23 protein-coding genes are annotated in these 25,554 nt (G+C 70.5%); 5 read left to right on the top strand and 18 right to left on the bottom strand.

Annotated elements, in window-relative coordinates; translation table 11 throughout:
- A partial coding sequence (locus AD72_RS21555) for a xylulokinase (protein ID WP_031468355.1) occupies positions 1-1,098 on the top strand: 1,098 nt, incomplete at its 5' end.
- A 1-nt stretch (position 1,099) separates the two neighbouring features.
- On the opposite strand, the gene AD72_RS21550 is transcribed toward AD72_RS21555, so the two are convergent.
- Positions 1,100-1,696, bottom strand: coding sequence for a TetR/AcrR family transcriptional regulator (locus AD72_RS21550; RefSeq protein ID WP_031468354.1), 597 nt, complete (start codon positions 1,694-1,696; stop codon positions 1,100-1,102).
- Between the two features lie 77 nt (positions 1,697-1,773).
- On the opposite strand from AD72_RS21550, the gene AD72_RS21545 reads away from it, so the two are divergent.
- Complete coding sequence (locus AD72_RS21545; RefSeq protein ID WP_031468353.1) at positions 1,774-2,418, top strand: FMN-dependent NADH-azoreductase; 645 nt, start codon at positions 1,774-1,776, stop codon at positions 2,416-2,418.
- A 22-nt stretch (positions 2,419-2,440) separates the two neighbouring features.
- Here AD72_RS21545 and AD72_RS21540 read toward each other — a convergent pair whose 3' ends face one another.
- From AD72_RS21540 to AD72_RS21525, 4 genes are read right to left on the bottom strand one after another with little or no spacing between them, the layout of a single operon-like run.
- Positions 2,441-5,056, bottom strand: coding sequence for a VTT domain-containing protein (locus AD72_RS21540; RefSeq protein WP_082469079.1), 2,616 nt, complete (start codon positions 5,054-5,056; stop codon positions 2,441-2,443).
- Positions 5,053-5,808: an MBL fold metallo-hydrolase gene (locus AD72_RS21535; RefSeq protein ID WP_031468351.1), complete on the bottom strand. Its 756-nt coding sequence runs from the start codon at positions 5,806-5,808 to the stop codon at positions 5,053-5,055. Before AD72_RS21535 ends, AD72_RS21540 begins: the two co-directional genes overlap by 4 nt.
- 60 nt (positions 5,809-5,868) lie before the next feature.
- On the bottom strand, positions 5,869-6,666 hold the full coding sequence (locus AD72_RS21530; protein ID WP_031468350.1) for a TIGR03620 family F420-dependent LLM class oxidoreductase: 798 nt from the start codon (positions 6,664-6,666) through the stop codon (positions 5,869-5,871).
- Positions 6,667-6,688: 22 nt separating this feature from the next.
- Positions 6,689-8,206 carry an AMP-binding protein gene (locus tag AD72_RS21525; protein WP_051898852.1) on the bottom strand — a complete coding sequence of 506 codons (1,518 nt, stop codon included), beginning with the start codon at positions 8,204-8,206 and terminating at the stop codon, positions 6,689-6,691.
- A gap of 163 nt (positions 8,207-8,369) precedes the next feature.
- Between AD72_RS21525 and AD72_RS21520 the strand changes: the two genes are divergently transcribed.
- Positions 8,370-8,927 carry a L,D-transpeptidase family protein gene (locus AD72_RS21520; RefSeq protein ID WP_037346817.1) on the top strand — a complete coding sequence of 186 codons (558 nt, stop codon included), beginning with the start codon at positions 8,370-8,372 and terminating at the stop codon, positions 8,925-8,927.
- A gap of 13 nt (positions 8,928-8,940) precedes the next feature.
- On the opposite strand, the gene AD72_RS21515 is transcribed toward AD72_RS21520, so the two are convergent.
- Both AD72_RS21515 and AD72_RS21510 read right to left on the bottom strand, forming a co-directional pair.
- Positions 8,941-9,675 carry a 3'(2'),5'-bisphosphate nucleotidase CysQ gene (locus tag AD72_RS21515; RefSeq protein ID WP_031468347.1) on the bottom strand — a complete coding sequence of 245 codons (735 nt, stop codon included), beginning with the start codon at positions 9,673-9,675 and terminating at the stop codon, positions 8,941-8,943.
- A 17-nt stretch (positions 9,676-9,692) separates the two neighbouring features.
- The gene (locus AD72_RS21510; protein ID WP_031468346.1) at positions 9,693-10,271 is read right to left on the bottom strand and encodes a GNAT family N-acetyltransferase; all 579 of its coding nucleotides are present in this window, start codon (positions 10,269-10,271) and stop codon (positions 9,693-9,695) included.
- Positions 10,272-10,324: 53 nt separating this feature from the next.
- Here AD72_RS21510 and AD72_RS21505 point away from each other — a divergent pair, with 53 nt between their 5' ends.
- Complete coding sequence (locus AD72_RS21505) at positions 10,325-11,053, top strand: class I SAM-dependent methyltransferase (protein WP_031468345.1); 729 nt, start codon at positions 10,325-10,327, stop codon at positions 11,051-11,053.
- A 53-nt stretch (positions 11,054-11,106) separates the two neighbouring features.
- Positions 11,107-11,802 (top strand): maleylpyruvate isomerase N-terminal domain-containing protein, encoded by a 696-nt coding sequence (locus AD72_RS21500; protein ID WP_031468344.1) that lies wholly within the window; start codon positions 11,107-11,109, stop codon positions 11,800-11,802.
- A gap of 4 nt (positions 11,803-11,806) precedes the next feature.
- On the opposite strand, the gene ligD is transcribed toward AD72_RS21500, so the two are convergent.
- The 11 genes from ligD to AD72_RS21445 form a co-directional block, all read right to left on the bottom strand.
- The gene (ligD, locus tag AD72_RS21495; RefSeq protein WP_031468343.1) at positions 11,807-12,811 is read right to left on the bottom strand and encodes a non-homologous end-joining DNA ligase; all 1,005 of its coding nucleotides are present in this window, start codon (positions 12,809-12,811) and stop codon (positions 11,807-11,809) included.
- Positions 12,811-13,884 (bottom strand): ATP-dependent DNA ligase, encoded by a 1,074-nt coding sequence (locus AD72_RS21490; protein ID WP_197285037.1) that lies wholly within the window; start codon positions 13,882-13,884, stop codon positions 12,811-12,813. Before AD72_RS21490 ends, ligD begins: the two co-directional genes overlap by 1 nt.
- Positions 13,885-13,945: 61 nt before the next feature.
- Complete coding sequence (gene gad, locus AD72_RS21485) at positions 13,946-15,352, bottom strand: glutamate decarboxylase (RefSeq protein WP_031468341.1); 1,407 nt, start codon at positions 15,350-15,352, stop codon at positions 13,946-13,948.
- 74 nt (positions 15,353-15,426) lie between these two features.
- The gene (locus AD72_RS21480; protein WP_031468340.1) at positions 15,427-18,771 is read right to left on the bottom strand and encodes an error-prone DNA polymerase; all 3,345 of its coding nucleotides are present in this window, start codon (positions 18,769-18,771) and stop codon (positions 15,427-15,429) included.
- Positions 18,771-20,354 (bottom strand): DNA polymerase Y family protein, encoded by a 1,584-nt coding sequence (locus AD72_RS21475; RefSeq protein ID WP_031468339.1) that lies wholly within the window; start codon positions 20,352-20,354, stop codon positions 18,771-18,773. The genes AD72_RS21480 and AD72_RS21475 overlap by 1 nt, the downstream gene beginning before the upstream one ends.
- The gene (locus AD72_RS21470; RefSeq protein ID WP_156365312.1) at positions 20,354-21,064 is read right to left on the bottom strand and encodes a hypothetical protein; all 711 of its coding nucleotides are present in this window, start codon (positions 21,062-21,064) and stop codon (positions 20,354-20,356) included. The genes AD72_RS21475 and AD72_RS21470 overlap by 1 nt, the downstream gene beginning before the upstream one ends.
- A gap of 231 nt (positions 21,065-21,295) precedes the next feature.
- Positions 21,296-21,901 carry an energy-coupling factor transporter transmembrane component T family protein gene (locus AD72_RS21465; protein WP_031468337.1) on the bottom strand — a complete coding sequence of 202 codons (606 nt, stop codon included), beginning with the start codon at positions 21,899-21,901 and terminating at the stop codon, positions 21,296-21,298.
- A complete protein-coding gene (locus AD72_RS21460) occupies positions 21,898-22,572 on the bottom strand; it encodes an energy-coupling factor ABC transporter ATP-binding protein (RefSeq protein ID WP_031468336.1) in 675 nt (224 codons plus the stop codon). The genes AD72_RS21465 and AD72_RS21460 overlap by 4 nt, the downstream gene beginning before the upstream one ends.
- Positions 22,569-23,678 carry a thiolase family protein gene (locus tag AD72_RS21455; protein WP_031468335.1) on the bottom strand — a complete coding sequence of 370 codons (1,110 nt, stop codon included), beginning with the start codon at positions 23,676-23,678 and terminating at the stop codon, positions 22,569-22,571. Before AD72_RS21455 ends, AD72_RS21460 begins: the two co-directional genes overlap by 4 nt.
- Positions 23,675-24,889, bottom strand: a complete 1,215-nt coding sequence (locus AD72_RS21450) for an AMP-binding protein (RefSeq protein ID WP_031468334.1) — start codon at positions 24,887-24,889, stop codon at positions 23,675-23,677. The genes AD72_RS21455 and AD72_RS21450 overlap by 4 nt, the downstream gene beginning before the upstream one ends.
- Positions 24,886-25,449, bottom strand: a complete 564-nt coding sequence (locus AD72_RS21445; protein WP_031468333.1) for a biotin transporter BioY — start codon at positions 25,447-25,449, stop codon at positions 24,886-24,888. Before AD72_RS21445 ends, AD72_RS21450 begins: the two co-directional genes overlap by 4 nt.
- Positions 25,450-25,554: the final 105 nt, after the last annotated feature.

Raw genomic sequence — 25,554 nt, 5'->3', positions numbered from 1 at the left:
GTGCGCGCGGCCGCCGAGGCAGCCGAGCTCGGCCTGGACGCCTCCAGCCCGGTGCCCCGCGCGCGCCTGCTCGCCCGCACGGAACCGGAGCACTGGGCGCGGGCACGCTGGCTGCTGCTGCCCAAGGACTACGTGAACGCCTGGCTCACCGGGGTGATCGGCAGTGATCCGCTCGCCTCGGTCAAGATCACCGATCCGGGCGGCGGGTACCTGCCGGTGGTGGACCGGGCCGACGGGCTGCGCGAACGCCTTCCCCCACTGCGGGCCCCGCACGAACCGCTCGGCGAACTGCGCGTGGACTGGCACGGTATTCCGGCGGGCGCGACCGTGGCCACCGGGACCATGGACGCCTACTGCGATGTGCTCGGCGCCGGGCTGAGCGCCCCGGGAACAGGCTTCGTCATCCTCGGCACCACCGCGGTGGCCGGGGCACTGAGCTCGGGCCCGGTCGAGGTTCCCGGGCTGGTGACCTTCCCGCCCTATCGCGGCCGGGTGGTGCACGCCGGGCCGACCCAGTCCGGAGGCGACTCGCTGCGCTGGTGGGCGCGCGCCAGCGGGCACTCGGCCGAGGATGTGCTCGCCGCGGCCGAACGGGCCGAACCGGGATCCGGCGGGGTGGTCTTCGCCCCGCATCTGCTCGGCGAACGCGCGCCACTGTGGGACAGCGAGGTGCGCGCCTGGTTCACCGGAGTGCACGCGGGAACCGGGTTCGCCGAACTGAGCAGGGCGGTACTCGAAGGGGTGGCCTATTCGGTGCGCGACATCCTCGACGCGGTGCGCGCGGTCACCCCGGTCGGGGAACTCGTGCTGTGCGGCGGCGGCACCCGGAGCCCGCTGTGGCGCCGGATCCTCGCCGATGTCACCCAGTCCAGGATGCGCGGGGTGGACACCGCGGACACGAGCGTGCACGGGGCCGCCGCACTCGCCGCGGCCGCGCACGAGGGCGTCGATCCCTGGGAACGCGCCGCCGGTTTCGACCGCGCGGGCGCGGTGCTCGAACCCGATCCCGGGCTCGCCCGGCGCTACGGCGAACTGTTCGCGGTGTACCGGGAGGCCTACGAAGCCCTGCGCGGGGTGCACGCCCGGATGGCGCGCTGACTCAGCCCACACCCAGCAGCGGCAGCCACACCTCGTCGACGATTTCCTCGATCACGTCCTCCGGCACCGGCTTCATGGACAGGAAAACCTCGTGCCGGTAGAGGTCGAACGGCAGGCTCGCCACTCGTGGCGAGCGCGGCGGTTCGGCGAGTTCGCCACGCTCGACCGCGCGGGCCAGGATCGTGTCGAACGGGGGCGGCTGGTCCGCGGGACCGATGGTGTCCCGCAGCTCGCCGAGGCTCATACCGGTCTCCCGGAAGTAGTCCGTGATCTGCACGCTGAGCAGGGTGAGCATGCGAGTGCGCCCGACATCGGCGTTGCGCAGGAAACCGATCGCGTCCGCGCGGAGGTTCCCGGTGTCGGGTAGCTCGATCGGTTGCGATGACCAGAATCTGCGCACCGTGGCCAGCAACAGGTCCTCGTGCTGCGGCCAGCGGCGGTAGAGCACGGGACGGCTCGTCCCGGCCCGGGCGGCGACGGCCTCGTAGGTGAAGCCCGGGTATCCCTGCTCGGCGAGCACCTCCCAGGCGGCGTCGAGAATCGCCTGCTCGAGCGCGGCGCCGCGCCTGCGCGTCTGACCACCAGCTTTAAGATTCACTTGCGTATCCTATCGCGGCGAGTTATCGTGGAAAATAAGATACGTAACCGTACTTTATTGGCCACCGGGGAGCGAGCATGAACACTCTGTACCGCATCGACAGCAGCATCCAGGGCGACCGGTCCGTGACGCGGGAGATCACCGACGAGTTCGAGCGCGCGTGGTCCGCGGCCCTGCCCGGCGGCCGGGTCGACCGGCGCGACCTCACCACGACACCACTGTCCCCCGCCACCTGGACCGACGCCCTTGCCGCCCGGGAGACCGCGGAGCCCACCCCGCAGCAGCAGACCGCCGTCGATCTCGCGGCCACGCTCGCCGGGGAGCTGCTCGCCGCGGATGTGATCGTCATCGGTGCCCCGCTGTACAACTGGGGCCCTTCGGGTCACCTCAAGTGCTGGATCGACATGCTCTGGACCGACCCCCGGTTCGCACCCCGGACCTACCCGCTGACCGGCAAGTCCGTGGTGCTCGTGGTCTCCAGGGGCGGCGGCGCTTCGCCGGGTGCGCCCCAGGAGGGCTGGGACCACTCCGTTCCGTTCCTGCTGCACACCTTCGGCGGCGAGGTGTTCGGCGCGGATGTCACCCTCATCGAGACCGAGCTGACACTCGCCGAGCACAGCCCGGCGATGGCCCACCTGCGCGAGAAGGCCGTACAACTGCGCACCCGGAGCCACGCGCTGGCCACGGAGACCGGCACCGCGCTCGCCGGTCTGGCGGCGTGACCCGGCCCGGAGCGGACGGGAACTAACCGGCCACGCGCGCCTCGGCCCGCTCCTGCTCCTCGACGGGGGCCGGGTGACCGAGCCCGTCGATCCAGGAGCGGAACAACCGGTGCAGCGATTCCGCGCCGACCAGTTCCCCGGAGACGGTGAACTCCTTGGGATACACCAGGAATCCACCCTCCTGCGGGCCGCCGAGACCGCCGTGCGAACCGACGTGCGGTTCGAACGGCGGCGCGTCATCGGTCTCCGGGTCGTACCGGCTGTTGATCATGATGTCCGCGCAGTTGTCGAACCCGTCGACCCTGCGGACCAGTTCCGGGGCGTGCTCGCCGTACTCGGCGAGCGGATCGCTGCCGAGCACCACGCCGGTGGCCAGCCGGTGCGCCCCGTCCCGGCCCAGCACTACGGGACCGTGTTCGCTGCTGCGCACCAGGACGAAGCCGATCCCGGGATGGTCCACGAGCGCGGGAAGCAGCTTGGGGTACTCGGCCTCGATGGTCTCCATCGGGACCCGGCCGTCGAATTCGGTGAACGAGACCATGGCCATGTGCCCGGAGGCGCAGGCCACCACGCCGGGCGCGACCCGGCGCACCGCACCGGGCGCATCCGGATGGCTGTGCTCGATGTGCCCGCGATCGCGGGCCCGTTCGCGCAGCCTGCTCGACACCGGACCGTCCGGCCTGCCGCCTTCCTGACCGCCCGCGCACCGGCCGACGAACTCCTCGACCGGCTCGCCGAAGCGTTCGGCGAAGTGCTGCCCCTGGGTCTGCCCGTGATCGGAGAGCACCACGAGGTGGTACGGCCGCGGCCCGAGCTTGCTCGCCCGGTAGAGCCGCCCGATGTGCCGGTCGATCTCGCGCAGCACCGCGAGGCTGTCGTGCCGCTCGATCCCGGAGTGGTGCGCGACCTCGTCGTAGCCGAGCAGGTCGGCGTACACCACGGGACGACCGGCGAGCATGTCGTCGAGGATCGCGTGCACCACGACATCCCGGGCGATGACGGTGGCCCCGGCCCTGGCAAAGGGATAGAACCCGCCGCGGTGCACCCTGGGCCGCACATCCGCGCGGCGCTGCCTCGTCGAGGCGATGATCTCCCTGCCGACCTCGGCGAAGTAGCCGAAGAAGGTGCGCACCGCGTTCGCCGGGTTCGCGAAGTAGGAGTAGTAGCCCGATCCCATCCGGTCGGTGCGGTGCCCGCGCAGTTTCCTGGGCAACAGCACCGAGATCGCGCTCAGCGTGAAGCTCACGTGCGGCGCGTCCCCGGTGAACAGGTTGCCGTGGCTGGCCCCGCCCTCGGCGAGCAGCCCGCGACCGTCGGAGTGGCGGCGCTCGATCTCCACCGCGTCCGCCGGGTGCGCGCAGCCCATCACGTGGTCGCGATCCTTTTCGTACCAGCGGAATCCGAGGATGTTCTCGTTCGAACCGTGCAGGATCCCGCACACGCTGGCCCCGGTCTGCGAGCTCCAGTCGGTCTGCCAGCGCCGCAGCGTGTGGCTGTCCTCGGCGAGCCAGCGGGCCAGGGTCGGCATGTCCCCGTCCCGGATCGCGCGCCGTGCCACGTCGTAGCCGAGCCCGTCGACCTGCAGGAAGATCACCCCGGGCGGCACCCGGCCCAGATCCGGACCGCGCTTGCTGCGCCGGGCCGCGCGGCGGAAGTAGAGCTCGTCCTGGTCCACCGAGAGCAGGCTGGAGACCACCGCGGTGATCAGGGTGACCCCGAGGACCAGGAACACCCCGGTGCGCAGCCCGTCGATGCGCACCCCGGGGACCAGGGTGAACAGGGCGAGCGTCGCAGCGCCGAGCAGCAGGTAGCTGCCGATACCGAGGGTGAAAAGGGCCAGCGGCAGCGCCACCCGCAGCACCAGCGGCCACACCACGCTGGTGAGCAGGCCGAGCAGCAGCGCACAGACCACCGGTTGCCACCAGGAGGTCATCGAGAAGCCGGGCAGCAGCACGTCGAGCCCGTACAAGGTGCCGATCACGGCGGCCCACACCAGGAGCACGCGCGCGGAATGCCGTCCGCCGCGCACCAGCCTGCCCGGTCCGTGCGTGGTCATGTCCTTCCCCTTTCTCCTGCGATGGCGCGCGATCAGGTTCAGCCCCACCGTCACCACGAGTACGAGCGCGGCCGCGAGCAGCGTGGCGATCAGCGGCGAGTCGAACAGTCCCCCGCTGAGCACGCCGAGCAGCGCGTAGGCGACCGCCCACAGCAGGCAGGCGGCGAACACCGAGGGCAGCAGCCGGCGCCACGGATAGGCCACCGCTCCCGCGGCGAGCAGCACCGGGATGCGCCCGGCCGGAACCAGGCGTCCGACCACGATCAGCTGCCAGCCGCGGTTGCCGAGCCGTTCGCGCATGTTCTCCAGCCGCTCCGGGCGCTCACCGCGCGCGAACCACCGCACCGCGGCCTCACTGCCCAGCCGCGCGATGGCGTAGGTGAGCACATCGCCGAGCATCGCGGCCACCGTGGCGATCAGCAGCACCAGCGGCAGGGAAAGGTGCGGGGTGGTCATCGCGACCGCGGCCGCGGCACCCACCACCGCCCCGGTGGGCACGATGGGCACGATCGAACCGAGCAGCACGCCCAGGAACAGCGTCGGGTACCCGATCGCGGACATGTCCGTCCAGCCGATGTTCACCCGGCCACCTCCGCACCTGGCTCGGTGAGCAGCACCCTGGTGCGCAGGCCCGCCTCGGCGACCGCGGCGGCGAACCGGCGCGGCGGATCCACCAGCAGCCTGCGCATTCGCGCGGTGCGGGCCAGCAGTGGCACCGCGAGCGTGCCCCAGTGCACCGGGACCGCGCACCGGGCGCGCAGCAGCTCCGCGGCCCGCGCGGCGCGTTCCGGATCCAGGTGCCCCGGTCCCAGGTTCGGGCCCCAGCCCCAGACCGGCAGCGCCGCGGTGTGCACCGGGGCGAGCTCGGCCATCTCCGGATACAGATCGGTGTCCCCGGCCAGGTAGATCCGCTCCCCATCGGCCTCGAGCAGGTGCCCGAGCGCGGGCGCGTCCGGGCCCGCCGTGCACCGCGGTCCCCAGCGGTGACCGGAGTGCACCGCGCGCACCCCGGTCACGGTGAGCCCGCCGTGCTCGATCCGCTCGCCGACCCCGAGTTCGGTGACCGCGCGGAAGCCCTTGTGCCGCAGCCACTCCCCTGCGCCGTGCGGGACCACGATCCGGACGCCGGGATCGAGCAGCCGCAGCGAGGGCAGGTGCAGGTGATCCCCGTGCAGGTGCGAGATCAGCACCAGTTCCGCGTCCCGCCACAGCCGCGGATCCGGCGGCGGGATGACCCTGCGGAGCCCGCCCACGGTCGCGGTGAGCACCGGATCGCTGAGCACCACGTGACCGCCGAGCCGCATCCTGATCGTGGAGTGGCCGAGGAAGTGCATGCCGGTCAGTATTCCCGACCGGTGATCGGCCGCTGGCGCCCCGTAGCCCCGAGGTGATTCCTACAGCCGCTCGATCAGCTGCCGCCAGTGCTCGTGCCGCTCGGGATCGGGGCCGAGTCCGCTGTATATGACCTGGTCCGCGCCCGCGTCCAGGTGCGCGCGCATCCGTTCGGCCACCGTGTCCACGTCCCCGTGCGCGACCAGGCGATCGACCAGGCTGTCCTCGAGCCCGGTGATCTCGCGTTCGGTGAATCCCATGCGCGCGAAGTTCTCCGGGTATCCGGTGATCCCGGACAGGAACCGCAGCGGTTCGCGCGCCCGTTCCCGTGCCTGGTCCGGTTCGAGCCCGATCGCGGCGAGCTGCTGCACGATGAGCGTGGCGCCGGTGCCGAGCCGGTCCCGTGCCCATGCGGTGTACTCGGGGGTGTTCAACGTGGTGAGCGCACCCGCGGAGCGCCGCGCGGCCAGGTCCAGCTTGCGTGGCCCGAGCGCGGCGAGGATCCGGTCCCGCTCCGGGACCGGCGCGGTGCCGTCCAGCTCGTCCAGGTAGGCGTTCAGCGTGCGCAGCGGATGCGGGCCGTGCCCACCGCCGATGCCCGCCACCATGCGGTCCGGGGCCGCGGCGTACCGCTCGGCGAGCGCGGCCGCCGGATGCAGTTCCACCATGGCCACCGCGCTGCCGACCCGGATCCGTTCGGTCGCCTCGAGCAGCCGGGTGAGCGGTTCCAGTCCGGCCTGCAGCTGCCCGCCGCTGACCCAGATGGTCCCGTAGCCGAGTTCCTCCAGGCGCGCCGCGTCCGCGCGGGCGCTGTCCCGGTCGGCGGTGTCGATCATGCTTGCGAGCTCGGAACGTGTCATGACCGCACCGTAGAACCTGAACCTATGTTGAGGTCAACAGCTGTTCGCGGAGCGCGTTCTTGTCCGGCTTGCCGACGTCGGTGAGCGGAATCTCGTCGAGCAACCGCACCCTGGCCGGGCGGTACATCGTGCCCTTGTGCCGCACTACGAGCTCGATGAGCTCGTCCCCGGACACCTGCTCATCGGCGACCACGGCGGCGTTGACCAGTTCCGCGCCGTCCGGATCCGGGGTGCCGAACACGGTGGCCGCGCGCACGCCGGGACTGGAGAGCAGCAGGCTCTCGATCTCGCTGCAGTACACGTGCCCGCCGACCACGACGATCATGTCCTTGACCCGGTCGACCACGTGCAGATACCCCTCGGCGTCGAGATAACCGACGTCCCCGGTGCGCACCCAGCCGTCCACGATGGTCTGCGCGGTCAGCTCCGGGTTCCGCCAGTACCCGGCCATCTCGTGCCCGGTGCGCACCCACAGCTCGCCGCGTTTCCCTTCGGGCACCGGGTTCTGCCGTTCGTCCAGGATCCGCAGCTCGACGTCCGCGGACACCTTGCCCGCGGTGGCCAGCAGCTCGGGCCTGGTGTGTTCCTCCTTGCCGAGCATGCTGACCAGTCCGGCCTCGGTCTGCCCGTAGAACTGCGTGAAGACCGGCCCGAACACCCGCACCGCGGCGGCCATCCTCGTCGGGTCCGCCTTGCAGCCGCCGTACAGGATCCGGCGCAGGCTGGACAGGTCGGTGCGCCCGATATCGGGGTGATCGAGCAGCCGGTAGATCAGCGGCGGAAGCAGGAACAGATCGGTGATCCGCTCGCGCTCGATCGTCGCCAGCACCTCGCCCGCGTCGAAGCCGTCGTGTGCGAAGACGACGCCTCCCTCGGACAGGGTCCGGTCGGCGAGCCCGCCCGCCGCGTGCGCGAGCGTGGTGCACACCAGCTGGCGCGGGGTGTACGGCTCGTCCTCCTGCTCGACGAGCACCTCGCCCGGTGGCTGCCAGTTGTCGAACCGGTAGCAGATTCCCTTGGGGTGCCCCGTCGTTCCCCCGGTGTGCCGGATCTGCTGGATGTCCTCCGGGCGGGCCCGGGAGCCGAGCGGTTCGGCCGATTCGGCGGCCGCGAGCGCGCACAGGTCCGTGCCGAGCGGTTCCCCCAGACCGAGCACCTCCACCGAGACGTGCTCCAGCACCCGCCCGGCCTCCGCGCCGAATCCGGCGTCCACGACGAGGAACCGGGCCTCGAGGTCCGCCACGATCCGCGCCTTCGCCTCCGGGGCCAGTCCGGCGTAGAGCTCACTGATCGTGCAGCCGAGCAGATTCGCCGCGAGCCGGGTGACGCGCATCCGCACCGAGTTCGCGCCGAGCAGCACGATCCGCTCCCCGGCGCGCGCCCCCAGGCCCTCGAGCGCCCGCGCGAACCGGTAGACCCGCTCGGTCAGGTCCCGGTATCCGACGGCGTCCCCGCCGTGCACGAAGGCGATCTCGTTCCCGTACTGGGCGAAGCAGTCGAGCAGGAATTCCGTGCTCGTCCGCGGACCATTCTCAGACAACCGGACCTCCCCGTCATCGGTTCGTTACGCTATGAGCATCCGGTTACGCCCACATCCCGGTCAATGACGCTGTGCGGTGTCCTCGATCACGGCCACATCCGGGGTAACCCAGGCGCGCGCGGTACATTCGACACGGCAGAGGTGGTGAACTGATTTGCGTACGGTGCTGGAGAAGCCGGTCAGAACGGCGTGGATCGCGGCCGTGGTGGTGCTGACCGCGCTGACCGTCTGGGTGATCACGCAGGTGCCGAGTGGTTCGACGGAGGCCGAGGCGCCCCAGAACGTGGCCGCGGACCACCCCGAACCCGAGGCCCAGGCGAAGCCCGCCCCCAAACCACAGGCCGTGCCCAATCCGGCGGTGGCCAACCGTTGCCCGGCGACCGCGGCCGCCTGCGTGGACGAGCGGCTGCGCATCAGCTGGCTGCAGCACGACGGCAAGATCACCTACGGCCCGGTTCCGGTGATGCCGGGTACCCAGGGCGCCGCGGACTCCGTGGCCACCCCGAAGGGCGTGTTCCGCGTGCAGTACAAGGACGCCGACCACGTCAGCGGCGAATTCGGCGAGCCGATGCAGAACGCGGTGTTCTTCGCCGCCGGAGGCATCGCCTTCCACCAGGGCAGCCTGGTGTCCACCTCGCACGGCTGCGTGCACCTCTCCCCGCAGGACTCCGCGCGGTACTACAAGGAGCTCGACCGCGGCGCCCAGGTCGCGGTCTTCTAGGTCCGCTGCCCGGCTAGGCGCCGATCGCGGCGAGCACTCGCCCGGCGAACTCCGGGCGGCACACCACGAGATCGGGCAGATACGGATCCTCGCGGTTGTAGCGCAGCGGCGCGCCGTCGATCCGCGAGGCGTGCAGCCCCGCGGCGAGCGCCACCCCGACCGGGGCGGCCGAGTCCCATTCCCACTGCCCGCCCGCGTGCACGTAGATCTCCGCCTCCCCGCGCAGCACCGCCATCGTCTTCGCGCCCGCCGAGCCCATCGGCACCAGCGCACCGCCCACCTCGCGGGCCACCGCATCGGCGAACTCCGGCGGACGGCTCGCGCTGACCAGGATCCGCGGCACCGCGGGCGGCTCGGCCGCGCTCGCGGACTGCCCGCTGGCGTGCACCGTGTCCAGATCGGGCTGGGCGACCGCGGCCGCGGTGATACCCGCGCCCGCCTCCCAGAGGGCGACATGGACCGCCCAGTCCGAACGGCCCTTGGCGTACTCCTTCGTCCCGTCCAGCGGATCCACGATCCACACCCGCTCCGCGGCCAGCCGCGCCCTGTCGTCCTTGGCCTCCTCGGAGAGCACCGTGTCCGCGCCCCGCTGTCCGGCCAGCCGCTCGAGCAGGAAATCGTTCGCCAGCGCGTCCCCCTTCTTGCCGAGTTCCGCTCCGGTCAGTCCGGACTCGGCGCGCAGTCCGAGCAGCCGCTGCCCCGCCTGGCCCGCCAGCTCGGCCGCGAGACGGATATCCGTTGTCGTCACCGCACCAGCATGCCGGTTCAGTCCCCGCCGGGAAAGGCACCCGGCCACGGACCGGTCGGCAGGGTGAGTTCCCGCTCGTACTGCTCGCTGCGGTAGGGATGCAGACCGCGCGCCTTGTAGTTGGGCAGCGCACGCTCCCCGTCCAGCGTGCAGGTGTGCAGCCAGACCCGGGACACCGGCGGGAAATCCGGATGCCGTCCGGACAGCGACCACGCCCTGCGCAGCGCCGTGGTCAGCAGGTGGCCGCCGAGCCCACGGCCGGTGAACGCGGGAAGCAGGCCGAAATACGCCAGCTCCACCTCGGTGCCCTGTTCCCCCGGTGAGCCCAGCAGCTCGGCATATCCCGCGGGCGCGCCGCCGGACCAGCACACCCAGCTCTCGAATCCCGGCTGGGTGACCCAGTCCTGCCAGCGCTGCCAGGACCAGTCCAGCCGGTCGGTCCAGTAGTGCGCCCCGCCGACCGTGGCATAGAGGAACCTGCTGAACTCCGGGGCGGGCACCTCGACACGGGTGATCTCCACCGGTTCCTCCGGGACCACCGCGGGAACGATGTCGGCCGGAGCGAGCTGCTGCAGAAACGTCCTGGTGACAAGCACGCACCGGAGTGAACCACAGGGTGGTCCACGCCGGAAGGCCTAGGCTCGCCGCCATGGCCGACCCGATTTTCGAGCACCCCCGGCTCGCGGCGATCTACGACGCGCTCGAAGCCGATCGCGCGGACCTGGCCGCCTATCTCGCCATGGCCGAGGAATTCGCGGCACACACCGTGCTCGACATCGGTTGCGGCACCGGCACTCTGGCGCTGCTGCTCACCGCACGCGGCCATACGGTCACCGGGGTCGATCCGGCCGCGGCCTCGCTGCGGGTCGCCCGCGCGAAACCGGGTGCGGACGCGGTGCGCTGGCTGCACGGGGACGCGACGACCCTGCCAGCGATGCGCGCCGATCTCGCCACCATGACCGGGAACGTCGCCCAGGCGATCACGGATCCGGCCGAGTGGGCGGCGAGCCTGCGGGGCGTGCACGCCGCGCTGCGCCCGGGCGGACGGCTCGTGTTCGAGACCCGGGATCCGGCGTTTCGCGGCTGGCGCGCGTGGAACCGCGCGGATTCCCACCGGGTCACCGAGATCCCCGGGGTCGGCGAGGTGCGCAGCTGGGTCGAACTGCTCGACATCCGCGGCCCGCTGGTGACGTTGCGCTGGCATTGGGTGTTCGCCGCCGACGGCGAGGTACTCACCTCGGATTCCACGCTGCGTTTCCGGGAACGCGAGGAAGTGGCGGAATCACTGCGAGCGAACGGATTCCGGGTCGACGAGGTCCGCGATGCGCCGGATCGCCCCGGCCGTGAATTCGTGTTTCTCGCCGCACGGCCCGGATGAACCCGTTAGGCTGACCGGACAGTAAGGCACACAACGGATGCGGGGTGCGATAGGTGCTGACTCTCGACCACGGGGCCCTTCTGGAGCATGCGGCACGGGACGGGCACGAGATCGGGCGACTGTGCCGCGCCGCCCCGGAGGCGACCGTGCGCAGCTGCCCCGAATGGTCCGGGGCGGACCTGCTCGCCCACACCACCGCCTTCGCGCACTGGATGCCCGCAGTGTTCGCCGGAACCAGCACGATGACCACCCCGCTTCCCACGGTCACTCCCGCCGAGGCCGCCGGGGACTGGGACGGCGCACTCGATTCGCTGCTGGGCACCCTGCGTGCCGCCACGGCGGACGATCCGGTGCCCAACTGGTCCACGTCCCCGGACACCGCGATCTTCTGGATCCGCCGCTGCGCCCAGGAGTTCGCCGTGCACCGCTGGGATGCCGCGACGACCGGGACCGCGGAGCCCGCGCCGATTCACGCCGAGCTGGCCAGGGACGGAATCGAGGAGTACTTCGACGCCTTCACCGCGACCGGGCTCGCCGTGCACCCGGAGCTGGCCGCCGATGCGACCATCACCCTCGAGCTCACCGACCTCGACCTGTCGATCAGCAAGGACCTGCCGCGCCCCGGCCCCGTCACCAGGATGCGCGGTACCGCGTCGGAGCTGCTGCTCGCGCTGTGGCACCGGATCGATCCGCTGGACCTGCACGTCGACGGGGACCGCGGCCTGCTCGAGCGGTGGCCGCGTATCTGAACGGTCAGTCGGCTTCCTGTTTCGCCCTGCTCGGTGCGACCCGGGGCGGTTCGTTCGGCATCTTGGGGTAGACCGGAGGCCAGGGCGCGTCCATCAATCCGTCCGCGAGGTCCCGTTCGGACCACTCCAGCAGCACCTCGATCGACTGTGGATCGCGCTGCTGCCACGGATCCCCCTGCTCGGCGAGCCTGCCCGGAACCGTGGCGATGGTCAGCGTCTCCGGGGTGACCGAATCCAGTTCCGCCCAGCGGATCGGGGTGGAGACGGGCGCACCGGCCTTGGGACGCACGCACCACGCACCGAACACCGTCTTGTGCGGCGCGTTCTGGTTGAAGTCCACGAAGACCCGCTTCCCGCGTTCCTCTTTCCACCACTTCGCCGTGATCAGGTCCGAGTGGCGGCGTTCGAGTTCCCGGGCGAGCGCGACCGCCGCGGCACGCACCTGGTAACCGTCCCAGCGCGGCTCCAGCGCCACATACAGGTGCAGTCCGCGCGATCCCGAGGTCTTGAGCAGCACCTCGACCCCGAGTTCGGCGAGCAGTTCCCTGGTGCGCACCGCGGCCTCGCACACCTCGGCGTAGCCGACCCCTGGTGAGGGATCCAGGTCGATCCGCAGTTCGTCGGTGATCTCCGGGCTGTCCGCGTGGTAGGGCCACACGTGGAATCCGAGGCAGCCCAGGTTCACCGCCCACAGCACGTGCGCGAGGTCCGCGGCCACAAGGGCATCACTGGTGGTTCCGTTCGGCGTGGCCACCTCGGTGGTCTGCAACCAGGGCGGAGTGGACTTCGGGACCCGTTTCTGGAACCAGGACTTCCCGCCTGCCCCGTTCGGGTAGCGTTCCAGCAGCAGTGGCCTGCCGCGCACCGTCCGCAGCAGCGGTTCCGCCACCGCCTGGTAGTAGCGCACCAGATCGAGCTTGGTCTCCCCGCGTTCGCCGAAGAACACCTTGTCCGGGTGCGAGATGGCCACCTCCACGCCATCCACCTCGATGGTCAGCGATTCACTCATCACGGCTCCTTGACTGCGAACACGTCGGCGAGTTCGGCCGGCGCGATCTGATCGAGCTGGGCATAGGTGCAGGAGCCCGGTTCCCGGTCGGTGCGGAACCGCACCAGCCGCCCGCCGTGCCGGAACCGGCCCGCCATCAGGTGTTCGTAGCGCACCTCGGCGACCAGCTCGATCCGCAGCGGTTCCCAGCTGAGGTCCTTGCCCGCGCTCCACCTGCTCTGCCCGCCGGGAAGCAGGGCGCTGCCGTCTCCCGCATCGAGCCAGCTCCGCCACGGATGCCCCGCGGATGCGTTCGCGCGCAACGGCTCCAGCTCGGTCACCAGCTGGCGGCGGCGCTCCGCGGTGAAACTGCTCGCCACCCCGACATGGTTGAGCGTCCCACGTTCGTCGTAGAGACCGAGCAACAGCGAACCGACCCCGTTGCCGTCCTTGTGCCAGCGGAATCCCGCCACGACGCAGTCGGCGGTGCGTTCGTGTTTCACCTTCCACATCGTGCGGCGGTCCTGCTCGTACGGCGCGGCCCCGTCCTTGACCATCACGCCGTCGAAACCCGCGCCCTCGAACCGGGCGAACCAGTCCCTGGCGATCTCCGGGTCCTCGGTGACCGGCGTCAGATGGATCCCGTCCGGGGCGTGCTCCAGCACCGATTCGAGCAGGCGGCGGCGTTCGGTGAACGGGGCCGCGGTCAGGTCCCGGTCGTCGAGCGCGAGCAGATCGAAGGCCACGAAGCTCGCCGGGGTCCGCTCGGCGAGGGTGCGCACCCGGGAGGCCGCCGGATGCAACCGGTTCTGCAGGGTGTCGAAGTCCAGCCCGGTCCCGGTGACCACCACGATCTCCCCGTCGAGCACACACCGCTGCGGCAATGCGGGCCCCAGCAACTCGACCAGCTCGGGAAAGTACCTGGTCAACGGGCGATCATTGCGGGAGCCGAGTTCCAGTTCCGGCCCGTCGCGGAACACGATGCCGCGGAACCCGTCCCATTTCGGCTCGTAGTGCAGCCCCGGGGCGCACGGCAGCTCGCGCACGGCCTTGGCGAGCATCGGTTTGACCGGCGGCATCACGGGTAGCTCCACGTCGTGATCCTAAGCCAGATCCACCGGAAGCGCGCCCGAAACGCGAAGCATGACGGTGATGTCAGTGATGGAAGCTCGTGTGCACGCCTGTCCGCTTACTGGGTCCCGGTTGCTCGCGCAGGTCCGGGAGGATCCGTTCGAGATCGCCGAGCAGCAGGTCCGCGAGATCGTGCGTGAATCCGTTACGCACCACGATGCGCAACACGGCGAGATCGGTCCGGTTCTCCGGGAACGTGTAGGCGGGCACCAGCCAGCCGCGTTCCCGCAGCCTGCGCGACACGTCGAACACATCGAAGGCCTCGACATCCGGGGCCGTGGTGAACGCGAAAACGGGTAGCTCATCGCCCCTGGTGATCAGGCGGAACTCGGGGAACTCGGCGATCCGCGCGGCGAGCTCGGTCGCCACGTTCCGGGTTGCCTGCTGTACCGCGCGGAATCCTTGCTTGCCGAGCCGGACGAAGGTGTAGTACTGCGCGACCACCTCGGCGCCCGGGCGGGAGAAGTTCAGCGCGAAGGTCGGCATCTCACCTCCGAGGTAGTTCACGTTGAACACGAGCTCCTCCGGCAGGGCCTGCTTGTCCCGCCACACCACCCAGCCGACCCCGGGGTAGACGAGCCCGTACTTGTGCCCCGAGGTGTTGATCGAGGCGACACGGGGCAGCCGGAAATCCCATTCCAGCTCGGGATCGAGGAACGGGGCGATCATCGCGCCGGAGGCACCGTCCACGTGCACGGGGATGTCGGTTCCGGTGCGCCGCTGATACTCGTCCAGGGCTTCGGTGATCTCCGCGACCGGTTCGTAACTCCCGTCGAAGGTGGACCCGAGAATGGCGACGACCCCGATCGTGTTCTCGTCGACCCGGGCCAGCGCCTCTTCGGCGGACAGGTGGAACCGCTCCCCCTCCATCGGCACCAGGCGTGGCTCCACCTCCCAGTACTCGCAGAATTTCTCCCAGCACACCTGGACATTGGCGCCCATGACCAGGTTCGGCCGCCCGGTGCCGCCTGCCTTCGCCCAGCGGCGCTTGAGCGCCATCCCGGCGAGCATGCAGGCCTCCGAGGAGCCCGTGGTCGAGCACCCCATCACCTGGTCCGGATCCGGGGCGTGCCACAGGTCGGCGATGATGCGCACGCAGCGCCGCTCCAGTTCGGCGGTCTGCGGGTACTCGTCCTTGTCGATCATGTTCTTGTCCACGCACTCGGCCATCAGCTCGCGCGCCTGGGGTTCCATCCAGGTGGTCACGAAAGTGGCCAGGTTGAGCCGTGCGTTTCCGTCGAGCATCAGCTCGTCGCGGACCAGCTGCAGCGCGGTGTCCGGGGCGACCGAGTCATCGGCGAGCCGCTCGTGCGGCGGACTCAGTTCAGCGGCCAGATCCGGGCGCGCATCGTGCAGCGGATTACTGCCACCGCTGCGGTTCGTGCGCCTGTTCGTCCCTGTCTGCGAAGCCGTTCCCGTGTGCAGCGCCATGGATGTCACGGTAACGCGGTCTCGGCGCGACTGGGGCATCTCTAATGACTGTGCACTCTAATGACTGTGACATTCTAATGAAAGTCGCGCGAGGTGGAGGGCACCCTGAGGTTGAGCGGTTCCATGTGTTTGGCGAGCAGGTTCGTCACCCCATCCGCGTGTTCGACCAATCCCCTGATGAGCAGCCCCTGGCTGGTCCGCGCGATCCTGCGGTAGCGCTGCCACACCTGGAGTGTGCAGATCACGTTCGCGATCCCGGTCTCGTCCTCGACGCTCATGAACGTGACCCCGCCCGCCGTCGCGGGACGCTGCCGATGGGTGACCGCTCCCCCGATGTTCACCAGCTGACCGGCGTGCTCGGCCAGTTCGTTCGCCGGAACCACGTCCCGCGCGGCCAGCTGGTCGCGGACGAACTCGGTCGGGAAGGTGTCCGGGGAGAGCCCGGTCGCCCAGACATCCGCGACCGCCCGTTCGATGGGTTCCATCGCCGCGAGCGCGGGCGCCCGGACCCCGGGGATGGTGTCCGGCAGTTCACCATGGCCGATCTGCGCCGCCGCACCGGCTCCCCACAGAGCAGCGCGCCGGTCCGTGCCGCAGCACTCGAACGCCCCCGCGGTGGCGAGCGCTTCGAGCTGGTCGGCGCGCAACCGCAGTCGCTGCGCGAAATCCGCCATGTCCCGGTACCAGCCACCGGTCCGGCGTTCGGTCACGATCCGCTCGGCCACCTCCTTTCCGATGGTGCGCACCGTGGCCAGCCCGGTGCGCACCGCCTTTTCCCCGGTACTGGATTCCTCGGGTTCGAGGTCCGCCTGGACGTCGCTCGCGTTGATGTCCGGCCCGCGCACCACGACTCCGTGCCTGCGCGCATCGGTGACCAGGGACTGCGGCGAGTAGAACCCCATCGGCTGGGCACGCAACAGCGCCGCGCAGAACGCCGCGGGATAGTGCAGCTTGAACCAGGCACTGGCGAAGACCAGGAGCGCGAAGCTGAGCGCGTGGCTTTCCGGGAAGCCGAAGTTCGCGAACGCGAGGAGCTTGTTGTAGAGCTTGTCGGCGAGCTCACCGGTGATCCCGTTGTCCTTCATCCCGTCGTACAGCCGGTCCTTGAGCTTCGCCATCCGCTCGGTCGACCGTTTCGCGCCCATCGCCCTGCGCAGTTCGTCGGCCGCGGCGGCATCGAACCCGGCGATGTCGACGGCCATCTGCATGAGCTGTTCCTGGAAGAGCGGAACCCCCTTGGTCTTCTTCAGGGCGTTCTCCAGCAGCGGATGGTCGTAGTCCCACTCTTCGCCTTTCTTGTTCTTGCGGCGGATGAAGGGATGCACCGAGCCGCCCTGGATGGGACCGGGCCTGATCAGCGCGACCTCGATGACCAGGTCGTAGAACTCCTCCGGGTGCAGCCGGGGAAGGGTCGCCATCTGTGCCCGGCTCTCCACCTGGAACACGCCGACGGAATCCGCGCGCTGCAGCATCTCGTACACGGCCTTTTCGCCGAGGTCGAGCTCAGCGAGGTCGACCTCGGTTCCATGGTGTTCCGCGACGAGGTCGATCATGTAGTGCAGCGCGGAGAGCATCCCGAGCCCGAGCAGGTCGAATTTGACCAGCCCCGCCGTGGCGCAGTCGTCCTTGTCCCACTGCAGCACCGAACGGTTCTCCATCCGGGCCCACTCCACCGGGCAGACCTCGCTGACCGGACGCGCGCAGAGCACCATGCCCCCGGAATGGATACCGAGGTGGCGGGGTGCGTCCTCGATCTGTTTCGCGAGCTCGAACACATCCTCGGGAATGTCGTAGCCGTCTTCCTTGGCGGTCTTCGCGAGCGGGCCCCAGCGGTCGATCTGTTTGCTCCACGCGTCCTGCTGCCCCGTGGAGTAGCCGAGCGCTCGAGCCATATCGCGCACGGCGTTGCGGGATCGGTAGGTGATCACATTGGCCACCTGGGCCGCGCAGTTTCTCCCGTACTCTGCGTAGACGTGCTGGATCACCTCCTCGCGCCGATCGGATTCGATGTCGAGGTCGATGTCCGGGTACCCGTCCCGCTCCGGGGCGAGGAACCGTTCGAAGAGCAGCTCCCAGCGAACCGGGTCGACCTTGGTGATACCAAGGGCATAGCAGACCGCGGAATTGGCCGCGGATCCCCTGCCCTGGCACAGGATTCCCTGCTCATGACAGAAATCGACGATCTCGTCGACGATGAGAAAATATCCGGAAAAACCCAACTTCTCGATGACCGTCAGTTCGTGGTCAATCTGGCCATGCGCCATCGGGCTCTCCGCCGCCGAGCCGTAGCGGATGGCCGCGCCACACCGGATGCGCTCACGTAGTTGCCCTTCCTCGCTCTTGCCTTCGGGATGGGAGAACGGCGGAAGTCCGGGAGAGTCGAGCAGCAGATCGAAGGAGCAGTCCACCCCGAGCAGCGCGGCCCGTTGCACCGCACCGGGATATCTCTCGAATCTGCGGTGCATCTCCGCCCCGGATCGCAGATATGCCATGGGAGCCGGGGGCAGCCAGCCGTCCAGTTCCTCGAGCGAGCGGCGGGAACGGACCGCGGCCATCGCGGCGGCGAGCCTGCCCCGCTGTGGTGTCGCGTAGTGCACCGCGCCCGTCGCCACGGTCGGGCAGCCGATATCCTCGGCGATCCCGGCGAGCAGATCGTTGCGCCGGTCGTCGTCCGGAAGGCCGTGATCGGTGAGCTCGACGAACACGCTGTCCCGGCCGAAAAGGGCGACCAGCCGCCGCAGCTCCCGCGCTGCGGCGGCCGGCCCTTCGGTACTCAAGGCTTGCCGCACCGCACCTTTGCGGCAGCCGGTGAGTACCAAGCAGTCCTCGCCGAGAGTCTCGGCGAGCTGTTCGAGGTCGTAGACGGGTTTTCCCTTCTCGGGCTTTCCGTGCTTATCGGTGACTCGCGCACTGCCGAGTTGCCCTTCGGTGATCGCCTTGCACAGCGCGGAATATCCGCGCTGTGCCCGGGCGAGCAGCAGCAGATGCGTTCCCTCGGGATCGGGGAAACCGTTTTGTGGCTTGCTGAGCCCGAGGGACAGTTCGGCACCGTAGAGAGTACGGACACCCAGTTCCCGCGCCGCTTCGGCGAACCGGACCACCCCGTACATGCCGTCGTGATCGGTGAGAGCGATGGCATCGAGGCCCAGTTCCGCCGCGGTCTCCACCAGTTCCCTCGGAGCGCTCGCCCCGTCGAGAAAGCTGAAGTTGGAGTGGCAGTGCAGCTCGGCGTAGCGCGGTGTCTGGTCACCGTCCGCGCTGTCGGTGGGCTCGAGGAAAATCTGCTCGTCCGGTTTCCGGTACGGCTCCCGTTTCCGGGTCCATGCCGGGCTGTCGTTCCCGTCACCCGGCTGAGGTTGTTCGCCGGCATAGGCCCGTTCGAGCTCGCCCCACCTGATCGGCGGATTCTCCCAGCCCATCAGTCGTACACCCCCTCGAGGATCCAGCGCTTCTCCTTGCGCAGTAACAGAAAGCCCTGCTCCGATCGCCGGTCGGCACAGACCACCTGAATCCTGGCCAGTTCCCGTGCCGGATCCGCGCGCCACCAGTGCTCGTCCAGCAGCCAGGGACCCGCCCACCGGCTGATGAACCGTTCGGCTCCGTCCACGACGAGGCTGCACGGTTCCGCGGTGAGCTCATGGCGCGCGCTGATGCCCACCGGGTTCGCCCAGCCGTCGAGCACGGTCACCGGCAGCTGCTCGACGGGAATGGTCGCCGGGGAAGGAGCGGGAATCCGCCCCGGCCACGGCAGATCCGGATCGGTGTCCGGCACTCGCTCCTCGCCCCAGGGCACGAGCCGCACCCGGGCTCCCGGTGCGCGGGCTCCCCGGAGGACCGGGGTGTGCACGGAGTCCGGCCCGAGCAGTCCCTGCAACCGGACGAGTGCCCGCCCCGCCCGTTCCTCCTTCGCCCGGTCGGCCTCCGCGCCGTGCCACATGCCGAGCTGCCCGTCTTTCCCGGAAAGGGTTTCCTCCGGTTCCAGGTGCACCGCGCACACGCCTGCCGTGGGCGCACCGTCTCGCCGGCGCAACCACCCCTCCAGCTGCCAGCGCACCCGCTCGGCGATGCCGTGCTCGGTGAGCGGCTCCGCGCAGCGCCAGGAACGCGCGAATTCCTCCCCGTGCGCGGTGCGGGCACGCACCCCGAGTCGCACACAACCCAGGCCGTGCGCGGTGAGCAGGGAGTTGAACCGTTCGGCGAGCCCTCGCGCGGCGAAGGCCACGGTGTCGATCCGGTCGAGCGCGGGATCGAATTCCTGGCTCAGCACCAGACTGGCGGGAACCGCCCTGCGCACCGCGGGCCGTTGCTGCCTGCCCGTGGCGATCCGGTGCAGCCGGATCGCATCCGTACCGAATCGCGCGCCCACATCCCGTTCCGGCAACGCGGCGAATTCACCGATGGTGCGGATTCCCAAGCGGTACAACAGGTCGAGGAAATTCCCCAGATCCCGGTCGAGCCTCGGATGCGGCGGCCGCAGTGGAATCGCCAGATCGGCGATCGGCAGCGGGGCGAGGAACTTCGCTGAGCCGCCATGCGGGACGAGCTCGCCTCGCATGGCGGCGATCGCGGAGGCGAACAGCCCGTCGGCGACCCCGGAAATGCACTCCAGGCCCAGTTCGGTGCCGATATGCTCGACCATGCGCTCGGCGGCCCGCGCCTCGCCGCCGAACGCGGTCGAGGGACCCCGCGCCGGAATCGTGACCATCCCGGGGCGCACCACCTCGATCCCCGGAGCGATCCGCTCCACCTCAGCCGCGACCGCCTCGAACATCCGCGCGTCCCGGTCCTGATCGTCGGGAACGACCCGGATCTCCGGGCAGATCGACTGCGCCTCCCGGCGGCGCATTCCCCTCCGCACCCCGTGCTTACGTGCCGTTCCCGAGCAAGCGAACACCCGGTTCGCGTGCACCACGGCCACGGGCGCATCCAGCGGGATCCCGCCCGCGGCACTCGCCGCGGCCACCGGCCAGTCCGGTACCCAGACCGTGAGCAGGCGCGCCATCAGCCCACCTCCGCCACGGACTCGGGCAGCCGGTCCCCCTGTGGTGGCAGGCACAGCTCCGCCCCGCCGCCGTGCCCGCGGCCCTCCTGTTCGATCCGGAGCCGCTGGTATTCCAGGGCCCCGTGTCCATGCCGCGCGCCGAACCATGCGCGTCCGGTGCACCGGACGACCGGATCCGCCCCCGGCACGGATTCGTCGACGATCAGCACCGCCCCGCGCTGCCGTGCCCGCGCGCTCAGTTTCCGCGCCAGCCCGGGCCGGGCGTCCGGGCGCACTTTGGTGCACCCGAACGAGAGCGCGATGATGTCGAACCCGTCGAAGAGCGCATCGAGAGCCGGGACGAGTTCGAGCCCCGGATCGGGCACCAGGGCCAGCCGCGCGAGCTCCACCCCGAGCTCGTGCGCGGCGAGCACCCCGAGATCGGGGCGCCCGACGACGGCCGCCCAGCTTCCCCGCGCCGTGGCCTCGGCGAGCAGCGCGAGGGTCAGCGAGCTCGAACCGAGGACCGCGACCGTACTTCCCTTGCGCAGACCGCCGAGCGGAAGGATCTCCGCCAGATCCGGCCGAACCGGGAGCAGCCGCTCCGCGAGGTCCGTGGAGAGCTCGCTCGCCGGCCGCACTCCGGCCCCGCGCAGCTTGCGCAGGGTGGTCACCCCGAGCGGGGCAGCGGATGCCTCCCCCGCCCGTGGCACTGCGGCAGGCGCGGACATGATCTCCCCCTTCAGCGGATGCCCACCGGTGTTGGCGAGCCGGATTCGAACATCGGGTTGCTATCGAACTGGTGTTCGAATTATGCTGACTGATGTGCGGCGATGTCAAGCTCGCTCACACCGGGAACGACTGAGAGGTGGCCCACCGATGAACCACCCGGAATCCCCGGGAACAGCCGGGATCGCCCGTGGGCGTGATCCCCCGATCCGCCAGGACGACCCGCGCGGGCGCTACCGCTCGCCCTCACCCCGCGCCGCGAGTGCCTCACCGAGTTCGTCCGCGTGCCGGAGCGTGCGCACCAGGAACGGCACCGCGAACGCCGTCGCGGACCGGCCCGCGTCCCGCGCCTTCGCCGCCTCGCGCACCTCGCCCGCGATCCCGGCGAGAGTGCCGACGGCCTGCACGGTCAGTCCGACGAGCAGACCGAGGCGTTCAGGCCGCAGCCCGATCCGGTGCAACGGGCCGAGGCCGCGCTCGACGCTGCCGATCACGTCCACGATCCGGGTGGTCAACGTATAGAGGTTGGCCGCGGCCAGTGCGGTGACCAGGCGCAGCCCGACCACGATCGCCCCGTCCAGCCCGAGCAGCAGCCACTGCAGCACGAACACCACGACCACCAGCACTCCGAATGTGCGGGCAGACTGCAGGCAGCGGCGCAGCGGGATCCGGGCGATCGGGTAGCCGAGCACGGCGACCGCGGCGAGCACACCGAGCCACAGCGGGTCTCGCAGTACGAAGGCGGCGATGGCCAGGGCCAGGATGCCGAGCAGTTTCCAGCCCGCGCCCGCCCGGTGCAGCGGACTCGCGCCCGGTTCGTAAAGCCCGAGCGGGGTCATTCGGCGAGCTTCCGGTAATGGCGCAGCGCGGGTTCCGGGGTGTCGTCGGCGACCACCCGGCCACCGTCGATGACGACCACGCGATCGAACTCGCCGAGCAGATCGAGGTCGTGGGTGACGAGCAGGACCTGCTGCTCCAGGTTTCCCAGCAGCTCCACGAACCGGCGTTTGTTGCGCAGATCGAGCAGCGTGGTCGGCTCATCGCAGACGAGCACATCCGGTTCCCGCACGAGCATCGCGCACAGGGCGAGCAACTGCTTCTGCCCGCCGGAGAGCTGATGCGCCGGGTGTTCGAGATGTCCACCGAGTCCGTACGACGAAAGGAGTTCCCGTGCTTTCCGTTCCCGCTCGCCCTTCGAGATCCCCTTGCCGCGCAGGGAGAACGCCACGTCCTCCTCCGGGGTCGGCATGACGATCTGGCTGTCCGGATTGGTGAACACGAAGCCGACCCGCTTGCGTACCGCTCGCCCGTTCCGCACCGGATCGCGCCCGTCCACGGACACGCTGCCCTCGGTGGGGTGCACGAGTCCGTTCACCATGCGGGCCAGCGTGGACTTCCCGGAACCGTTGGCACCGACGAAGGCCACCCGCGGCTGCTCCAGGCACAGGTCGACCTCGGAGAGCACGACTCGCTCCCCGTAATGGTGCCCGACACCGCGGAACTCGATCACGAGATCACCTCCCAGAGCGTGGCGACGCCGAGCCCACCGCCCGCGGACAGCGCCGCGAGACCGGTACCCGGTCCACCGGACCGCACCATGGCGCTGAACAGCCGGACCACGAGCACCGCGCCGGAAGCGCCCCAGGGGTGGCCGAGCGCGATCGCCCCACCGTCCGGGTTCACCGTGTCCTCCTCGATCCCCGCCGCGTCGAGACAGGCGAGGGCCTGACCGGCGAAGGCCTCGTTGAACTCCACGATGTCCACCGCGCGGTCGAGCACGGCGCGCATCGCGGGAACCGCACCGAGCCCGAGCCGGTTCGGATCGCAGCCGGAGGTCGCCGCGTGTACCAGGCGCAGCCCGGGCAGTCCGAGCTCGCGCCTGCGCCGCTCGCTGACCAACAGCACCACGGCGGCCCCATCGCTGACCCCGCAGGAGTTCGCCGCGGTCGCGGTGCCGTACTCGGTGAAGGCGGGAGGAAACCTGGCCAATCGCCGTGTGGTGAACCCGGAGCGCGGGCGTTCATCGGCGCGGCATCCGGCGACCGGCACCAGTTCCGCGGTGAACCGGCCCGCACGCTGGGCCGCGACCGCGCGCTCGTGGCTGCGGACGGCGAACGCGTCCTGACGTTCCCTGCCGATCCCCGCTTCTGCGGCGACCAGGTCCGCGGCCTCCCCCATCTCCGGGTCGCCGATCTCCGCCGGAGAGAACGGGGCGCGGGTGTACCAGTGCGGTGGTTCGGTCCGCCAAGCGCGGTAGGGAGCCGTGGACGCGCTCTCCGCCCCACCGGCCAGATAAGCGTCCCCCTCCCCCGCCCGGATCAGGGCTGCGGCGGTGGTGATCGCCGCGAGCCCGCTCGCACACTGCCGGTCCACGGTCATCCCGGGCACTCCCGCGCCGAGACCGGCACCGAGCGCGGCGACCCGTGCGGTGTTCCCGCCCGGACCGAAAACGTTGCCCAGCAACACATCCGTGACGGTGTCCACATCGGACTCGGCGAGCGCCGCGCGCAGCACGGGTGCGGCGAGTGCGTCCACGGTCATCCCACGCAACGCCCCGCCCGCGGTACCGATGGGGGTGCGCCGCGCGGCGATGACCACCGGGGTCCGATCGTTCACCGCAGCGGCTCCCCGTCGAAGATGCCTTCGGCCAGCCGATCGGTGGCCAGGGACCGCGCCGGTTTCCCGGAGGAGGTACGCGGCAGGGATTTCGTGACCAGCCAGCGGCGCGGGCGCTTCGCCGGGGCGAGACCGGACCGGGCGGCGGCGCGCAGTTCCCGTACCGATAGCGGCTGCTCGGCCTGCACGATGGCGGTCACCAGGGTGCCGAGCGCAGGATGCGGGGTACCGACCACGAGCGCGTCGTCCACCCCGGGAACCGCGCGAAGCACCGATTCCACCTCCTCGGCGGACACGAGCACGCCACCGGTGGAGAGCATCGCGGAACCGCGGCCGTGCACGGTCAGCACCCCGTCGGTGATGCTGACCCGGTCGCCGACACTCGACCATTCCGGTGCGGGATGGAATCGGCCCGAGCGCAGATATCCGCTGCACGCGAGCGGGGAACGAACCCACAGTTCCCCGTCTCGGATGTCGAGCTCGGCATCGGGCACCGGGCGGAGCTCACCGACGCCGAGCGCGATCAGGGAGTGCTCGGCCGCGCCGTAGTACTCGAGCAGTTCCGCTTCCGGGAGCACGGCGGCGAACCGCTCACGCAGTTCCGCCCCGAGGTGTGCCCCACCGCAGACCACGGTGCGCAGCGCACAGGGGCCACCGTGCCGTTCGAGCTCGGCGAGCAGGCCGTGCAGCATCGCGGGCACCAGGTGCACGGTGTGCGCCGTGCGGGCGTCCGCCAGGCGCAGCCGCGGGCGCAGCACCGGTTCGTCCCCGCACCACAGCGCGTGCAGTGCGCCGAACAGGAACAGCGAGGAACTCAACGGTCCCGGCACGAGCACCGGGTGTCCGGCCCGGCCGAGTGCAGCGAAGCTGCGCGTCCAGGATTGCCTGGTGCGCACCAGAACCTTCGGCGTGCCGCTGCTGCCGGAGGTGGTCGACAGGTAGAACCAGCTGGACTCGTCCCCTTGCCGGGCAACGGGTTCGGTGCTCGTCGGTGGAGTCCCGGTCACCGTGACGTCCGGGCGGGCGTCGGCGAACACGGCCGCACGCTCGGATTCCGTCCACGCGGGGTCCACGATCAGGCTCGCCGCGCCGAGCAGATCCGCGCCACGCAGCCAGTCGAGCGGTTCCGGCGAGTCGATCGCCACCCGCGCACCGGAACCGGCCCCGAGCTCGGCGAGCCGGTGCGCGGCGCCGTACACGCGTGGGTTCACTCCTTCCTCCCCACCACCGTCGGCAGGGCGCGGTGCACGACCGAGGCGATGAGCGCGGCGAGCACCACCTTCACCGCGTCCCCGGGAAGGAACACCAGCGACTGCACGGCGGCCGCACCGAAGTCCCCGGTGTAGAAGCCGAGGAAGGGAATGCCGATCACGTAGTCGGCCACCAGGCCCGCGACCGTGGCCAGCAGCAGCGCGGGAAAACCCGGGCGGGCGAACCGGGCCGCGACGAGCCCGGTCACCAGTGCCGAGGCGATCCAGCCGATGAGGAAACCGCCACTGGGCCCGATGAACGAGGCGATCCCGCCGCGCCCGCCGGAGAGCAGCGGCAGCCCGATCGCGGTGACCGCGAGCATGAGCACGACCGAGGCGGTGCCCCGTTTCGCGCCGAGCAGGGCACCCACGAGCAGCGGCCCGATGTTCTGCACGACGATGGGCACCCCGGAACCGCCGATGTAGAACCCGGGGAACAGTCCGAGTACCGCGATGAACGCGGCGAAGACGACCGTTCGCGCGAGCTCGGCCGCGGGAAGCGTGGTTCGTTGATCCGGCACAAGCCGAACCTAACCCGCCCGCACGGCGAACCAAAAATCTCCCGGCCTGCCTTGTCACAACCCTCCAACGCACCGGCGATCGGATACAAAGTCCCCGAGGACACA

Origin of the sequence: Sciscionella sediminilitoris (genome assembly GCF_000737195.2) — a bacterium.
Taxonomy (GTDB): Bacteria; Actinomycetota; Actinomycetes; order Mycobacteriales; family Pseudonocardiaceae; genus Sciscionella; species Sciscionella sediminilitoris.
The sequence above is the reverse complement of the archived record's forward strand: the minus strand, read 5'-3'. Positions and strand labels throughout refer to the sequence as shown.

Excerpts from the sequence above, each read along its gene's own strand:
- AD72_RS21545 (WP_031468353.1), top strand. The coding sequence starts at position 1,774 with ATGAACACTCTGTACCGCATCGACAGCAGCATCCAGGGCGACCGGTCC.
- AD72_RS21535 (WP_031468351.1), bottom strand. The coding sequence starts at position 5,808 with ATGCACTTCCTCGGCCACTCCACGATCAGGATGCGGCTCGGCGGTCAC.
- AD72_RS21530 (WP_031468350.1), bottom strand. The coding sequence starts at position 6,666 with ATGACACGTTCCGAGCTCGCAAGCATGATCGACACCGCCGACCGGGAC.
- AD72_RS21505 (WP_031468345.1), top strand. The coding sequence starts at position 10,325 with ATGGCCGACCCGATTTTCGAGCACCCCCGGCTCGCGGCGATCTACGAC.
- ligD (WP_031468343.1), bottom strand. The coding sequence starts at position 12,811 with ATGAGTGAATCGCTGACCATCGAGGTGGATGGCGTGGAGGTGGCCATC.
- gad (WP_031468341.1), bottom strand. The coding sequence starts at position 15,352 with ATGGCGCTGCACACGGGAACGGCTTCGCAGACAGGGACGAACAGGCGC.
- AD72_RS21480 (WP_031468340.1), bottom strand. The coding sequence starts at position 18,771 with ATGGGCTGGGAGAATCCGCCGATCAGGTGGGGCGAGCTCGAACGGGCC.
- AD72_RS21475 (WP_031468339.1), bottom strand. The coding sequence starts at position 20,354 with ATGGCGCGCCTGCTCACGGTCTGGGTACCGGACTGGCCGGTGGCCGCG.
- AD72_RS21470 (WP_156365312.1), bottom strand. The coding sequence starts at position 21,064 with ATGTCCGCGCCTGCCGCAGTGCCACGGGCGGGGGAGGCATCCGCTGCC.
- AD72_RS21465 (WP_031468337.1), bottom strand. The coding sequence starts at position 21,901 with ATGACCCCGCTCGGGCTTTACGAACCGGGCGCGAGTCCGCTGCACCGG.